Annotated in this window: 12 protein-coding genes; 5 read left to right on the plus strand and 7 right to left on the minus strand. The window is 57.9% G+C overall.

Going from position 1 to position 13609, the window contains the following annotated elements; genetic code table 11:
- Window positions 1-494 precede the first annotated feature (494 nt).
- From J3348_RS11425 to J3348_RS11455, 7 genes are all read right to left on the minus strand, one after another.
- Window positions 495-1166 (minus strand): sigma-70 family RNA polymerase sigma factor, encoded by a 672-nt coding sequence (locus tag J3348_RS11425; protein ID WP_097776626.1) that lies wholly within the window; start codon window positions 1164-1166, stop codon window positions 495-497.
- Window positions 1167-1193: 27 nt separating this feature from the next.
- Window positions 1194-1628: an anti-sigma F factor gene (gene spoIIAB / locus J3348_RS11430; RefSeq protein WP_207699027.1), complete on the minus strand. Its 435-nt coding sequence runs from the start codon at window positions 1626-1628 to the stop codon at window positions 1194-1196.
- 3 nt (window positions 1629-1631) lie between these two features.
- Window positions 1632-1949, minus strand: a complete 318-nt coding sequence (locus tag J3348_RS11435; RefSeq protein ID WP_097773870.1) for an STAS domain-containing protein — start codon at window positions 1947-1949, stop codon at window positions 1632-1634.
- A gap of 96 nt (window positions 1950-2045) precedes the next feature.
- Complete coding sequence (locus tag J3348_RS11440) at window positions 2046-3311, minus strand: folylpolyglutamate synthase (RefSeq protein ID WP_207699028.1); 1266 nt, start codon at window positions 3309-3311, stop codon at window positions 2046-2048.
- 3 nt (window positions 3312-3314) lie between these two features.
- Entirely contained in the window at window positions 3315-3827 is a 513-nt protein-coding gene (locus J3348_RS11445; protein WP_242702975.1) for a VanZ family protein, read from the minus strand.
- A 1-nt stretch (window position 3828) separates the two neighbouring features.
- The gene (locus J3348_RS11450) at window positions 3829-6534 is read right to left on the minus strand and encodes a valine--tRNA ligase (RefSeq protein WP_097780825.1); all 2706 of its coding nucleotides are present in this window, start codon (window positions 6532-6534) and stop codon (window positions 3829-3831) included.
- A gap of 470 nt (window positions 6535-7004) precedes the next feature.
- Window positions 7005-8792 carry a bifunctional homocysteine S-methyltransferase/methylenetetrahydrofolate reductase gene (locus J3348_RS11455; protein ID WP_207699029.1) on the minus strand — a complete coding sequence of 596 codons (1788 nt, stop codon included), beginning with the start codon at window positions 8790-8792 and terminating at the stop codon, window positions 7005-7007.
- Window positions 8793-8943: 151 nt separating this feature from the next.
- Between J3348_RS11455 and J3348_RS11460 the strand changes: the two genes are divergently transcribed.
- The 5 genes from J3348_RS11460 (at window position 8944) to J3348_RS11480 (ending at window position 13598) form a co-directional block, all read left to right on the plus strand.
- On the plus strand, window positions 8944-9549 hold the full coding sequence (locus tag J3348_RS11460; protein WP_097776630.1) for a GNAT family N-acetyltransferase: 606 nt from the start codon (window positions 8944-8946) through the stop codon (window positions 9547-9549).
- Complete coding sequence (gene hflX, locus J3348_RS11465; protein ID WP_005945458.1) at window positions 9546-10811, plus strand: GTPase HflX; 1266 nt, start codon at window positions 9546-9548, stop codon at window positions 10809-10811. The genes J3348_RS11460 and hflX overlap by 4 nt, the downstream gene beginning before the upstream one ends.
- A gap of 532 nt (window positions 10812-11343) precedes the next feature.
- Window positions 11344-11784 carry an Lrp/AsnC family transcriptional regulator gene (locus J3348_RS11470; RefSeq protein ID WP_005945452.1) on the plus strand — a complete coding sequence of 147 codons (441 nt, stop codon included), beginning with the start codon at window positions 11344-11346 and terminating at the stop codon, window positions 11782-11784.
- Between the two features lie 151 nt (window positions 11785-11935).
- Window positions 11936-12493 (plus strand): DUF4358 domain-containing protein, encoded by a 558-nt coding sequence (locus J3348_RS11475; protein ID WP_207699030.1) that lies wholly within the window; start codon window positions 11936-11938, stop codon window positions 12491-12493.
- Window positions 12494-12596: 103 nt separating this feature from the next.
- Window positions 12597-13598 carry a glycosyltransferase family 2 protein gene (locus J3348_RS11480; RefSeq protein WP_005945443.1) on the plus strand — a complete coding sequence of 334 codons (1002 nt, stop codon included), beginning with the start codon at window positions 12597-12599 and terminating at the stop codon, window positions 13596-13598.
- Window positions 13599-13609: the final 11 nt, after the last annotated feature.

Here is a 13609-nt window from a genome sequence, read left to right on the forward strand (position 1 = left end):
TGTGTTAGGCGCGCCGCCAGCGTTCGTCCTGAGCCAGGATCAAACTCTTTATAAATGATATTTATCACTTAAAAGTGTTAAATCTTGTTCGCTCAGCACGCAATCGCTTGCGTCCTGTGTGAATTACTTTTGGAATTGTTTTTAGTGTTTTTCCAAACACTTAAAGGTTCCTTACAAGTTTTTCGATATTGTTCAATTTTCAAGGTCCTGTAGCGCCTCAGCCTTGCGGCTGAAAGCTCATTTATTTTATCACTTTCGTGATAAGCTGTCAAGCACTTTTTTGAATTATTTTTGAGTTTCATGTCGAAGCTCATCGATTCTTCACGTTAGGACGTTCCTTCTGGAGTGTTTCATTCTGTCGGATGTCCGCCTGACAGTAATGTATTTTAGCACAGCCTTTTACAAAAAGCAAGCATTTTCTTCATATTTTTCGCAAAAATCCGGCTTTTGGCTTTTTGCCCAGTTTTTTCCTTTTAATCTGGAAAGTATGACATCTAATCTTCTAAAAGTCGGCGGCGCAGCTGTACCAGTATCTTGCGTTCCCGCCGGGAGATCTGCACCTGTGTGGTATGCAGCACCTTTGCAGTTTCACTCTGGGTCTTGTTTCCATAAAACCGCAGGCGGATCAATTGCCTGTCCTGTTCCGGCAAAGCGTGAAGCACCTCTTCCAGACTGATACGTTCTGCCAATGCTTCTTCCGGGGATTCTACTGGAATATCCATCTGCCGGTCCTCTTCTTCATTTTCCGGGGTCAGGCTCATGGCAGGCTGTGCCGCCTGAATGGCAAGTGTGATGTTCTCTGTAGGTTCATTCAATTCTTCCGCCAGCTGAGAAAGGGTCGGCTCCGTACCGCACACTTTCATGTGATGCTCCCGTGCCGCCTGTACGCGCATCCCCAATTCTTTTAAGGAGCGGCTCACCTTGACTGTGCCGCTGTCCCGGAACAGCTTTTTGATCTCGCCTAAAATTACCGGCACTGCATAGGTAGAAAAGCATACGCCGCGGCTCTCATCAAAATTATCGCAGGCTTTTACAAGTCCCATGCATCCGGCACTGTACAGGTCATCGTACTCTATGCCTCGCCCGCGGAAGCGCCCGGCGCAGGCGTGCACCAGCCCCAGATTCTGCTCAATGAATGCGTCCCGCCGGGTCTTATCCGATACCATGCTCCTGCCTGCCTTTCCTGTTATGTATCATTCTCTCTGGGTCAGACGCTTGATGAGCAGCACCTTTGTACCCTTGCCGGGCTTTGAGATGACCTTGACCTTATCCATAAAGCTCTGCATCACCGCAAAGCCCAGCCCGGAGCGTTCCTCCGGGTTTCCGGTGGTGAACAGCGGTTCCATGGCCTGCGGGATATCCGGGATGCCGATGCCCTTATCTGCCACCGTGATGTGCACCTCCCGCCCGGGATAGACTGCAATGCTCATGGCCACCGGCCCGATGTGGTCCGGGTAGGCATGGACGATGCAGTTGGTCACCGCCTCAGACACTGCCGTTTTGATATCGGCCAGCTGCGGCACGGTGGGGTCGTACCGGGCAAGAAAGGCCGCCGCTGCGCCCCGGGCATAGCTTTCGTTCACACTGAGGGAATCGAACTGGATCTTTGTTGTGTTTTCCGCTTTCATGGTTTATTCCTCCTTCTGTCCTGCATCCGTGCAGGGGATGCGCGCCAGCTGCAGCACCTTTGCCAGCTGGGACGGTGTGTGCTGCACCCGCAGTGCCGTGCCCAGTGTGCGGGCAATGCGCTGCCGCCCCAGGATCAGCCCTACACCGGATGAATCCATAAATCCGACCCCGCCAAAATCCAGGATCATGGTCTGCGGGGCACGGCTGACCAGTGCATCATCCAGCTGGATGCGCAGGCTTTGCGCCGCATCGTGATCGATCTCGCCCGCAAGGTAGGCATAAAGCACATCGCCCGCCGGGCTGAAGCTTACCGTTGCCATGGTTTGTCCATCTCCTTTGCCAAAAATAAAAAGATCCCGTACACATGGTTTCAGTGTACGGGATCTTTCGTTTATTTTTTAGGGAAGCGTGTCGGCTCAGCTGTTCACCAGCAGTTCGGCCGCTTCCAGCGCGGCAGCTTCACCGCCGCAGACCAGCAGGCCGCGGCGGGTGTTGGCATGAGCCAACTCCACTGCTTCGGCAATGCTGGTGCACATCTCGGCATCAAAATGATACTTTGCCTTTTCGGTCAAACGGGCCGTCATCTCGTCATCGCCGCCTGCCGGGGTGACAAGATACACCTTATCAAAGGGGTTCTCACTCATGCCGGGCATGGTGGACTTATCCTTTTTCTGCTCTTCAGGGGTCAGGCCGGTCTCCAGTGCGGAGAAGAACGCTTCGGCTCCCTCCTCCTCTGCCAGACCGATGATGGCGCTCATATGGCGCACCTTGGCCATGTTGAGCACACGCAGCAAGGCTGCTGCCTGCTGCGGGGTGCGGCAGGCATCCAGAATGATGAGTGGGCGCTGCGAGATGACCCGGATGCTGCTGCGGTTTTCCACCGCAGCCAGACCTTCCAGAATGGCATCGTCGGTAACATCAAAGCCCTTGCGGCACAGCGCCAGCGAAAGCTCCACAGCCATGGCAGCGCTGCCCGCCGCATGACGGCCCAGAAAAGCCAGCGGCACGGTATATCCGCCGTAGTCCACCTTGCTGGCAAACTTTTCTGCCTCCAGAAAGGTGATATCCTCCGGGTCCGGCACCACCAGCTCGCAGCCGCACTTGCCTGCGGCCACGATCAGCTCGCTGAGTACAGACTTGGGCTGCTCCGGCGCGGTGACGCAGATGCTTTCCTTGCGCATGACACCTGCTGCCAGAGCCGCAAGGCGCTCCACCGAGCGGCTCACACCGTCCGGGCCGACCGAGGTGACGGCGCACACCGGCATGCCGGGCAGCGCTTCCGCAAGGCCCGCATCCGGCAGTTCCACCACGGCCAGCGTGCAGCCCGCTGCGCCAAAGCAGTTGGCCGCAGCAGCCAGCTCCGCTGCATCCTGCGGCAGGGCTTCGGCTGCGGAAAGGGCATCCGCAGTCAGAGCCAGCAGGCCCTCGTCCACCGGGGCATCATCGATGCAGATGCGCTCCGACAGCGGGCGGCACCCGGCATGGTACAGGCCGGCATGGATCCCCTGTGCGTGCAGGATGGCCGCAAGCAGACGGGCCGTCACGGTCTTGCCTGCCGTGCCTGCCACGCCCACGAACTGCACCTTCTGCACCGGCGCGGTGAACGCGGCGCGCAGCTGTTCGGTGGAGGCAAAACCGTCCGGCAGGGCGGCAAAATACTGATTTGCCTGTTCGATGGTCATTGGTTACTCCTTATTACGATGGTTGAACAACAATCTGCACAGCGCCATGAGCACCAGCGCCGTAAGGATGCCCGCCAGAACACCGGCTGAATCCAGCCACACATCGGTGACCTGACTACTGCGTCCGGGCGAAAAGATCTGGATAGTCTCATCGGTCAGCGCAGTGAGCACGCCGCCCAGCATGGGCACGCTGATGTGCCAGATATACTGCCGGGTATACACCCGCATACACAGCATGAGCAGAAAGCCCTCCAGCATATACTCGCAGAAGTGTGCCAGCTTGCGCACGATGTGGTCGGTCAGGCGCTGGGCAAGGGCCGGATGGCCCAGACGGCGCAGAGCCGCCTGCAGCAGAGTGAGCACCCGGCTGCTGGACACAGTAGACACCGAGGCGATCTTCATGGAATTGGAAAAGATGAACGCGATGCAGCTGATGAGAGCAAGGGTAAAGATCACCCGCCCTGCGGTCACCCACGGCGAAGTGCGCTGTGCGCTGCTGTTATATTCCCCGCTCAAATCAGCCCAGAGCCTTGATGCTCTGCTCGATGTTGGCCAGCTTATCCTGGCTCTTGGCGTACTTATTGCGGATATCCTCCACCAGTGCCGCCGGGGCGCGCTCCACGAACTTGGGGTTGTTCAGCTGGTTCGCGAACATGGCCATTTCCTTTTCGGCCTTGGCCTTTTCCTTGTTCAGGCGGGCCAGTTCCTTGTCGCGGTCGATCAGCTCCATCATGGGGATGAAGCCGCGGGCGGCGTGGGTGGACACCTGCACCATGCCGTCGGTGCTGCCCTCGTACTTCTCGGTAAAGGTCACGTCGGTGGCAAAGGCGAACTTTGCCAGATAGACCTGTGCCTTCTGGAAGGGTGCAGCGTCGGCGGTCTCGATGATCATGCTGGTCTTTTTGGCGGGGTGGACATTCATCTCGGTGCGCATGGTACGCACGGCCTTGATGTAGTCCATGACCTTTTCAAAAGCTTCCTCTTCGTCGGCCCAGTTGTGAGCTTCGTCAAAGGTGGGCCAGCTCTGAGTCATGATGGTCTCGGCAGAGCCGGGCAGAGCCTGATACAGCTCCTCGGTGATGAAGGGCATGAAGGGATGCAGCAGCTTGAGGGCCTTGTCCAGCACATACACCAGCACACGGCGGGCGGTGTCGGCCTGCTCGGCATCACCGGAGTTCAGGCGGGGCTTTGCGATCTCGATGAACCAGTCACAGTAGACATCCCAGATAAAGCTGTTGATCTTGGCGGCGGCCAGACCCATCTCGTAGTGGTCGAGGTTGTCGGTCATGGCACCGGCCACCTGATTCAGCTTGGTGAGCACCCACTTGTCGCTCATGTCCAGCTTGTCCTCACTGGGCAGGCCCGGGGTAAAGTCCTCGGGCAGGTTCATCAGCACAAAGCGGGTAGCATTCCACAGCTTATTGGCAAAGTTGCGGGCAGCCTCCACCTTCTTTTCGATATAGCGCATGTCGTTGCCCGGGGTGGAGCCATCCACCAGCATAAAGCGCAGGGCATCTGCGCCGTACTGGGCAATGACTTCCAGCGGGTCGATGCCGTTGCCCAGACTCTTGGACATCTTGCGGCCCTGACTGTCGCGCACGATACCGTGGATGCAGACCGTGCTGAAGGGTGCCTTGCCGGTGTAGGCCAGACCGGAGAAGATCATGCGGCTGACCCAGAAGCCGATGATGTCGTAGCCGGTAACGAGGGTGTTAGTGGGGTAGAAATACTTGAGGTCTTCGCTCTCTTCATTGGGCCAGCCCAGCGTGCTGAAGGGCCACAGAGCGGAGGAGAACCAGGTATCCAGCGTATCGGGGTCCTGCGTGAGCTTTGCGCTGCCGCACTTGGGGCAGGCACAGGGAGCAGACTTTGCCACCACGGTCTCGCCGCAGTCGTCGCAGTACCATGCCGGGATCTGATGGCCCCACCACAGCTGACGGCTGATGCACCAGTCGCGGGTGTTCTTCATCCAGTTCATATAGTTCTTGGTGAAGCGCTCGGGCACGAACTTGATCTCGCCCTTTTCCACGCTCTCGATGGCGGGCTTTGCCAGCGGCTCCATCTTGACGAACCACTGCTTGGACACCATGGGCTCGATGGTGGAGTGGCAGCGGTAGCAGGTGCCCACCTCGTGCTTGAGGGGCTCGATCTCCTTCAGGAAGCCGCCTGCTTCCAGATCGGCCAGAATGGCCTTGCGGGCCTCGAGGGTAGTCATGCCGGCGTACTTGCCGCAGTCCAGCACCTCCGGCTCATTGATGGCGTTCTTGCCGGCGGCGAACAGGGCATCGGCAGCAGCCTTGTCGGCAGCACCGGTCATGTGGCCGTCGTAGGTGAACACACGCACGATGGGCAGGTCGTGGCGCAGACCCACTTCAAAGTCGTTAGGGTCGTGAGCGGGGGTGATCTTGACCACACCGGTGCCCTTGGTCATGTCGGCGTGCTCGTCGCACACAATGGGGATCTCCTTGTTCAGCAGGGGCAGCACCACATGGCAGCCGTGCAGATGGGCATAGCGGGGGTCATCGCCGTTGATGGCAACAGCGGTATCGCCCAGCATGGTCTCGGGACGGGTAGTAGCCAGCTCCAGCATCTCGCCGGTCTCCTTGACCGGGTACAGCAGGTGCCAGAAGCTGCCGTCCTTCTCCTCGTACTCCACCTCGGCATCAGAAATGGAGGTGTTGCAGTGGGGGCACCAGTTGACCATGCGGTTGCCGCGGTAGATCAGGCCCTTGTCGTACAGGCGCACGAACACTTCCTTGACAGCCTCGGAGCAGCCCTCGTCCATAGTAAAGCGCTCACGATCCCAGTCGCAGCTGCTGCCCAGCTTCTTCAGCTGGCTGACGATGCGGTTGCCGTACTTGGTCTTCCATGCCCATGCACGGTCCAGAAAACCATCGCGGCCCACCATCTCCTTGGTCAGGCCCTCGGCACGCATGGCCTCCACCACCTTGGCTTCGGTAGCGATGGATGCATGGTCGGTACCGGGCACCCACAGGGCGGCATAGCCCTGCATCCGCTTGGTGCGGATGAGGATGTCCTGCATGGTGTTATCCACCGCGTGGCCCATGTGCAGCTGACCGGTGACGTTCGGGGGCGGCATGACGATGGTGTAGGGTTTCTTGTCGGGGTCTGCCTTCGTGTGGAAGTAGCCGCCGTCCAGCCAGAACTGGTAGATGCGGTCTTCCACCTGGCTGGGATCATACTGTTTTGCAAGTTCTTTCATAGGGTCCTCCCAGTAAAAAATGATGAAGTGGGACGAAAAAAGCCGTCCCACGGAACGTTCCATGGGACGGCTGTAATAACCGCGGTACCACCCAAATTGCGCAGAGCATCCTGCGCCCCTTGATGCCCCGGTAACGTGGGACAGCTCCGAAAGCGGCTTGCTCTTCAGCTCACCGCTCCTGCTCCAAAGTGACAGCACACCGCCCGACCGTACCGGTTTCGCAGCATTCTCCGGCTCTCTGAACGGCAAATGCAGTGCACACTCTTCTTCAACGCATTTATAAAAAGAATATAGCGTTTTTTGTGCGATTTGTCAATTACTTTTTCTTCAAAAGAATTTATCCCGATGCATCTTACGGTTTGGGCCTTATTCGTGAAAGCGCGTTCGGAGTGGCCCGCAGGCCACGACAAACGCAAATATAAAAAATTTTTTTCCGCTATCAATGGCCAGAGCAAACGCATCGGCCATTTTCAATCCGCGATTCCTTCATCCTTCAGCCTTGCAATGAGCCGCTCCATCAGGGCGATGCGGTTGAAGGGGGTCATCAGGTAAAAGCCGTCTGCATAGGGCGCTGCAGCCTGCGCGGCCTTCACCGAGACTTCCAACCCCAGCTCTTCGCCCTGCGCACGGTCCAGCCCGGCAAAGCGCTCGATGATCTCAGCGTCCACATGGATGCCGTTGACCTCGTTCTCCATAAAGATGGCGTTGCGCTGGCTCACCACCGGCATGATGCCGGCCAGAATTTTCGCCTTTTCGCCCAGCGTTTCGCGGGTCTTTTTCAGGTTCACCACCGCCTGTGCGGAGAGCACCGGCTGGGTAAGGAAGCCGCTCATGCCATTTTGCAGCTTTTCCTGTGCGCGGCGCAGCTCCACATCAAAGTTGCGGGCGTTCAGGTTCAGCGCACCGAACACGGTGAGGGGCGAGGGCATCTCCCGGCCCTCCCCTGCCAGCGAGACGATGTACTGCGCCAGCTTGCGGGAGTTGAACTGGTACACGTTTTTCACCTCGTCCCGCTCCGCGGTGGGGATGGGGTCGCCGGTGATGGCCAGCACCTCCCGCACGCCCTCGGCGTACAGGCCCAGCAGCAGGGCCTTTGTGGCGTTCAGATTGCGGTCGCGGCAGGTCATGTGGGGCAGCACGTTCAGCCCCAGCTCCCGGTGCACCCGGCAGGCCACCAGCGAAGAATCCATCCGTGCCCGGGCAATGGGACAGTCCGCAATGGTCAAAAGGTCTGCACCAGCAGCCTGCAGGCGGCGTGCACCGTCCAGATAGCCGGTCAGGTCGGCATCCTTGGGGCTGTCCAGCTCAATGGCGATCACCTTTTTGCCCGTGTTCAGCTTGCGCAGAAAGGCATCGTCTTTTTCCACCTCCGGCTTTGCGGCAGTGGAGACTGCTGCTGCCGGGGCTGCAGGCAGTGTTTCCGGCAAGGCATCCAGTGCCGCACGCAGGGCCGCAATATGGGCAGGCGTAGTGCCGCAGCAGCCGCCCAGAATGCGCACACCCTCGGCAGCAAGGCGGGCCAGCTCCCGTGCAAAATATTCCGGCCTGCCCTGATACTGCACCCGGGTGCGTGTGACCACCGGGTAGCCCGCGTTGGGCATCACTGCAAGCGGCAGCTTTGTCTCGCCAAGCTGCTGCACCAGCGCACGCATGGCACCGGGAGCAGAAACGCAGTTCAGGCCCACAGCATCCACTGCACCGCAAGCAGTCATGCTGCGCACAAGCTCTGCGCAGTGACGGCCCTCGCGGGTGTAGCCGTCCGGCAGCACTGCAAAGGACACCAGCACAAAGGCATCCGGCACTGCTTCTTTGATCTGCCGCGCGGCTTCGGCCACACCGGCATCGCTGCTCAGCGTCTCAAACAAAAAGTTCTTTGCACCCAATGCGGCAAACCGCTCGGCAAGGGCCGTATAGATCTGTGCCGCCGGGAGTGCCTCGGTGTCCGGGGCCGGGCCAAGATCGGCAAACACGGCAGCGCTGGTCTTTGCAGCGGCCTGTGTAGCCAGTTTCCAGCCTTCGTCCGCCATGGCCTCCCACATGGGGTTCTGCGCTGCTGCCATGCGCGGCAGGCCGAAGGTGTTGGTCTTGATAGCATCGGCACCCGCTTCCAGATACGCGCGGTGCACGGTCAAAATGCCATCCGGGTCCAGCAGGTTTGCCTGCTCACATTCCTGCCCGGGCTTTGCCTTATAATATGTACCCATGCCGCCATCGAACAGCAGCGGGCGCTTTTTTAAAATTTCACGCACATCCTTCATGAGGGAGTTCTCCTTTTTCCTACAAAAACGCTTGGCTTTCAGTTTAATGCACAAATGCCGTCCGGTCAAGCGTTTTTTCACGGCGGCGCTTGCAGGAACGCAAAATTTGTGCTATCCTATGCATACTTTATAAAGTGGGGAGGTGTGTGCCATGCGCCATGCCGGAACGCAAACGCTTGAGACCGACCGGCTTTTCCTGCGCCAGCTTCTGCCCGAGGATGCCGAGCAGATGTATACGAACTGGGCATCCGACCCGGAAGTGACCCGCTTTCTGCGGTGGGAGCCGCACAAAAACGCGCTGGAGACCGTAGGTCTGCTGGCGGCATGGGCCACCCTTTACCCGAACCCGGACTACTACCAGTGGGCCATTGTGGAAAAGGCTTCCGGGCAGGTGTTTGGCAGCATCAGCATCTTCAATGCTCTGCTCGGTGACCCGGCACAGAAAGCGCTCTGGCCGCAGCAGGACTGCACAGACGGCATCTGGGAAGCAGGCTACTGCATCGGGAAGCACTGGTGGAACCATGGTTTTGCAACCGAAGCTTTAAAAGCAGCAGTAAACTACTGGTTTGAGAATACAGACGGCGGCTGGCTCACCTGCTGCCACGCAAAAGAGAACCCTGCCAGCGGCCGGGTGATGGAAAAAGCAGGCTTTCTCTACCACCACGATGCCATTGATCATAAATTTGACGGCACACCGGTGGAGTGCAGAAGCTATCTGCTGACAAGAGAACGATATAACAGAAAGGACTTACCTTGAGCGAACTTTACGATATTTTGGTAGAAACACCCCCGACGAAGGTCATTCTGCTGGCGCTGGATCAGGGCCTGTGGGACTGCGAGCGCAGCCTTGCAGAGCTTTCCGCCCTGTGCGAAGCAAACCACATGGAAGCCGTGGCACAGGTGACCCAGAAGCGCCAGACCCCGGAGACCGGCATCGTGCTGGGCAGCGGCAAGCTGGAGGAAGCATCCCTTGCCGCCGAAACGCTGGGCGCGGAATGCGCCGTATTTGACGGTGAACTGACCGGCAGCCAGATCCGCAACATCTCCAATGCGCTGGGCGGACTGGAAGTGATCGACCGCACCATGCTGATCCTTGAAATTTTCCGCAGCCGCGCCGTCACCAACGAGGGCAAGCTGCAGACCGAACTGGCCCTTCTGCGCTACCGCCTGCCCCGTCTGCAGGGCATGGGCGAAGCGCTCAGTCGTCAGGGCGGCGGTGGCGGCGGCGGCGGTGGTGCCCGCCGCGGTGCCGGTGAGACCAAGCTGGAACTGGACCGCCGCCATGTGCATGCCCGCATCGATGCGCTGGCTGAAAAGCTGGCCGAAATGGAAAAGCGCCGGGGCGAGAGCCGCAAGGCCCGTGCCAAGACCGGGATGCCGGTGGTCAGCCTTGTAGGCTATACCAACGTGGGCAAATCCAGCCTGATGAATGCTCTGTGCGGCCCCAGCGTAGCGGAAGCGGACATGCTGTTCGCCACACTGGACCCCACCAGCCGCAAGCTGATACTGCCCAGCGGCATGGCGGTGCTGCTGGTGGACACGGTGGGCTTTGTGTCCCGCCTGCCCCACAATCTGGTGGAAGCCTTCAAGTCCACGCTGGAAGAAGCGGCATGGTCGGACGTGATCATCCGTGTGGCAGACGCAGGCGATGAGCAACGGGAAGAGCAGCTGGCCGTCACGGACGAGGTTCTGGACGGGCTGGACTGTGCGGACATCCCCCGCCTGACCGTCTACAACAAGTGCGATAAGCCGGGTGCCATGAGCTTTGACCCGGACATCCTGCTCACCAGTGCCAAGACCGGCTACGGTCTGGACACCCTGCTGGCAAAGCTGGACGAGGTGCTCAGCGACCGGGTGCACACCTTAAAGGTGCTGCTGCCCTACGATAAACTGGGCCTTGCCGCCCCCATGCGGGAGCGCGGCAGCGTGCAGGTGGAGGAATACCGGGAGGACGGGCTGTATCTGGAGGGCATCGTCAAGACGGAAGACCTGCACTGCTTTGAAGGGTATCTGGTCTGATAGGCGTACACGATCTAAATCGCCTCCGCTGTGCTCCGGCTATCATCAGCGGAATAATATTTTGAGATAGAACAAGCCCGGAAAGTCTGCGGACTTTCCGGGCTTGCATTTTCACGGGCGGGGTCGCAGCCGAAAGCAGCTGCTCTATGGGTCGAGTACATTGTCTGCCACTGCTTTTTTCAAAAAGAAAAAATCCCCAACAAACACAAAAACCCGCCTGGCAGCGGGCTTTTGTGTATAGAGGGGTGGGAAAGTATATAAAGTGGTGAATCTCAAATTCAAAGCGGCAGGCGCTTTCTGTTCTGCGCTGCCTTGCATGATGTATTATACCCCTTTTTGTTTTCTTGTCAAACAAAATTTTCCGGTTTTGCTTTAAATTAAGTCTTTACTTTTTCGATAAAACTTTATATAATTAACGCAAAGCAAAGCAAAAGCAAAATTTTTTGGCTTTTGTATGTTTGTACCAACAATAAAACTTTACTTTCAAAAAATTTTATACAATCCAACATATTTTCAAAAAGGAGTATTCCCCATGGATGATCTGGATCGTAAGATTCTCTCCCTGCTGGCAAAGAACGCACGGATGCCGGTCAAGGAGATCGCCGAGCAGGTATCGCTGACCAGTCCTGCTGTTTCCAGCCGCATTCACAAGCTTGAAACGGATGGCATCATCAGCGGCTACACCGTCACCCTGAACCGTCCCGCTGACCGGATGTATGTGGATGCCCTCATCAGCCTTTCGGTAGCACCTTCCAAGCAGGATGCCTTTCTGGAGCTGCTGCAAAGCAGCAAGGAAGTGCTGCAGTGCTACCACGTCACGGGTGCATACACCTTCCTTGTCAAGGTGAGCTGCGGCAGCATGCCCCAGCTGGAACACCTGATCCTGCAGTTCCAGAAGCTGGGCACCACCAGCACCCAGATCATCCTTTCCACGCCGGTGAACCACGGCGAGCTGGATGCCCTTATGCTGTAACGCTGTTCATAAAATGGTTACGTTTGCGGTGCAATTCCGCCGGGGTGTTCTTTCGTATTATGGATAGCAGGCACAAAACAGCACACAATAGCTTCAAAACCGCTGCGCCCGCTTTCACACGAAGATTTTCACACACGAAAGGATTTCACTTATGAAACGTATCATTGCTTCCCTGCTTGCCGGTCTGTGCCTGCTTGCTCTGGTGGGCTGCTCTGCCGGCAGCAAGGCCGACTCTGCCACCCCGAAGGACTACTCCCAGATCATCCACGATGCCCGCACCGACGAGGACAACGAATACGATATGATCTTTACCAAAGGTGAGGACGGCAAATTCACCGCCATCGACGGCTACAGCGCCGAGTATGAGGCCGACCAGCTGAATGACGAGCTGAAAGACATCGTGTTCCCCCTGCTGGGCCTTGAGGACGGCAGCTACGAGAGCTTTGCCGCCTCTGTTTCCTCCATGATGGTGCGTAGCTACGCCGTTGCCATCGTAAAGCCAGCCGAGGGCAAGACCGATGCCGTGAAAGCCGCACTGGAAGCCTATGTGCAGAGTGAGCAGCAGTCCATGGAGCACTACCTTGAGGATCAATATCTGGTCGCCAAGGCGGCCACCGTCACCGTAGCTCCCACCGGTGAGGTGGTTCTGGTGTGCGCCGAGGATCACGACACCATTCTTTCCAACATCGAGAAAGCCCTTGCCGCATAATTTTTGCCCTGCCGAAGCCGCATCCTGCCGGGATGCGGTTTCTTTTTGTGTGCAGATATGCTATACTGTTCCCGTGAACTTGCACTGAAATACAGGAGTATTTATGTATAAAGCGACTATCGTGATCCCGAATATCAACGGCAAGGGCTGGCTGAAGGATTCTATCGAGTCGGTCTATGCCCAGACCGAACAGAACTTCCGGCTCATTGTGGTGGACAACGGTTCCACCGACGAAAGCCTTGAGCAGGCCCGCAGCTATTGCAGCCGCGAAAATTTCACCCTCATCGAAAACGGCACCAATACCGGCTTTTCCCATGCAGTGAATCAGGGCATTGCGCTGGCGGACAGTGAATATGTGGTGCTGTTCAACAACGATGCCTTTGCCGAACCCCAGTGGCTGGAAGAGCTGATCCGCACCGCTGAGACCGACCCGAAAATCTTTGCAGTGCAGAGCCTGATGATCCGACACTTCGACCGGGAGCTGGCCGACGATGCCGGCGATTACGTCACCTGGATGGGCTTTGCCTGCAAGACCGGCGATGGCCGCCGCGCCAGCCGCTATACCCGGCAAAAGCGCATCTTCTCGGCCTGCGGCGGTGCGGCGCTCTACCGCAAGAGCATTCTGGACGAGATCGGCAATTTTGACGAGAACTTCTTTGCCTACTTTGAGGATGTGGACCTGAGCTGGCGCGCCAACAATGCAGGCTATAAAAACCTGCTCTGCCCCACCGCCAAGTGCTATCACATCTGCGGTGCCAGCACCGGCGCGGTGAAGTACAACGCCTTCAAAAGCCAGCAGAGCGGCCGCAACAGCATCCTGCTGCCCCTCAAGAACGAACCGCTGCTGATGCTGATTTTAAACTTCATCCCGCTGGCCGTGGGCTACCTGCTCAAGTGCTACAAGTTCCACAAACAGGGCTTTGGCGAGGCATGGGACAAGGGGATGCACGAAGCCTTTGCCCTGCTGAAAAGCGGCAGGCTGGGCAAGCGGCCTTTCCGCCTGAAGGATCTGCCCAACTACATCCTGATGGAGCTGTGGATGATCTGGAACATGGTGCCGTACCTGTGGTACCGGCTGGTGATCGTAAAATTTGACCTCAAATAAAAAATACCGGA

Origin of the sequence: Faecalibacterium sp. Marseille-Q4896 (genome assembly GCF_017377615.1) — a bacterium.
GTDB lineage: Bacteria > Bacillota > Clostridia > Oscillospirales > Ruminococcaceae > Faecalibacterium > Faecalibacterium taiwanense.

Excerpts from the sequence above, each read along its gene's own strand:
- J3348_RS11425 (WP_097776626.1), bottom strand. The coding sequence starts at position 1,166 with ATGGTATCGGATAAGACCCGGCGGGACGCATTCATTGAGCAGAATCTG.
- spoIIAB (WP_207699027.1), bottom strand. The coding sequence starts at position 1,628 with ATGAAAGCGGAAAACACAACAAAGATCCAGTTCGATTCCCTCAGTGTG.
- J3348_RS11435 (WP_097773870.1), bottom strand. The coding sequence starts at position 1,949 with ATGGCAACGGTAAGCTTCAGCCCGGCGGGCGATGTGCTTTATGCCTAC.
- J3348_RS11440 (WP_207699028.1), bottom strand. The coding sequence starts at position 3,311 with ATGACCATCGAACAGGCAAATCAGTATTTTGCCGCCCTGCCGGACGGT.
- J3348_RS11450 (WP_097780825.1), bottom strand. The coding sequence starts at position 6,534 with ATGAAAGAACTTGCAAAACAGTATGATCCCAGCCAGGTGGAAGACCGC.
- J3348_RS11455 (WP_207699029.1), bottom strand. The coding sequence starts at position 8,792 with ATGAAGGATGTGCGTGAAATTTTAAAAAAGCGCCCGCTGCTGTTCGAT.
- J3348_RS11460 (WP_097776630.1), top strand. The coding sequence starts at position 8,944 with ATGCGCCATGCCGGAACGCAAACGCTTGAGACCGACCGGCTTTTCCTG.
- J3348_RS11470 (WP_005945452.1), top strand. The coding sequence starts at position 11,344 with ATGGATGATCTGGATCGTAAGATTCTCTCCCTGCTGGCAAAGAACGCA.
- J3348_RS11475 (WP_207699030.1), top strand. The coding sequence starts at position 11,936 with ATGAAACGTATCATTGCTTCCCTGCTTGCCGGTCTGTGCCTGCTTGCT.
- J3348_RS11480 (WP_005945443.1), top strand. The coding sequence starts at position 12,597 with ATGTATAAAGCGACTATCGTGATCCCGAATATCAACGGCAAGGGCTGG.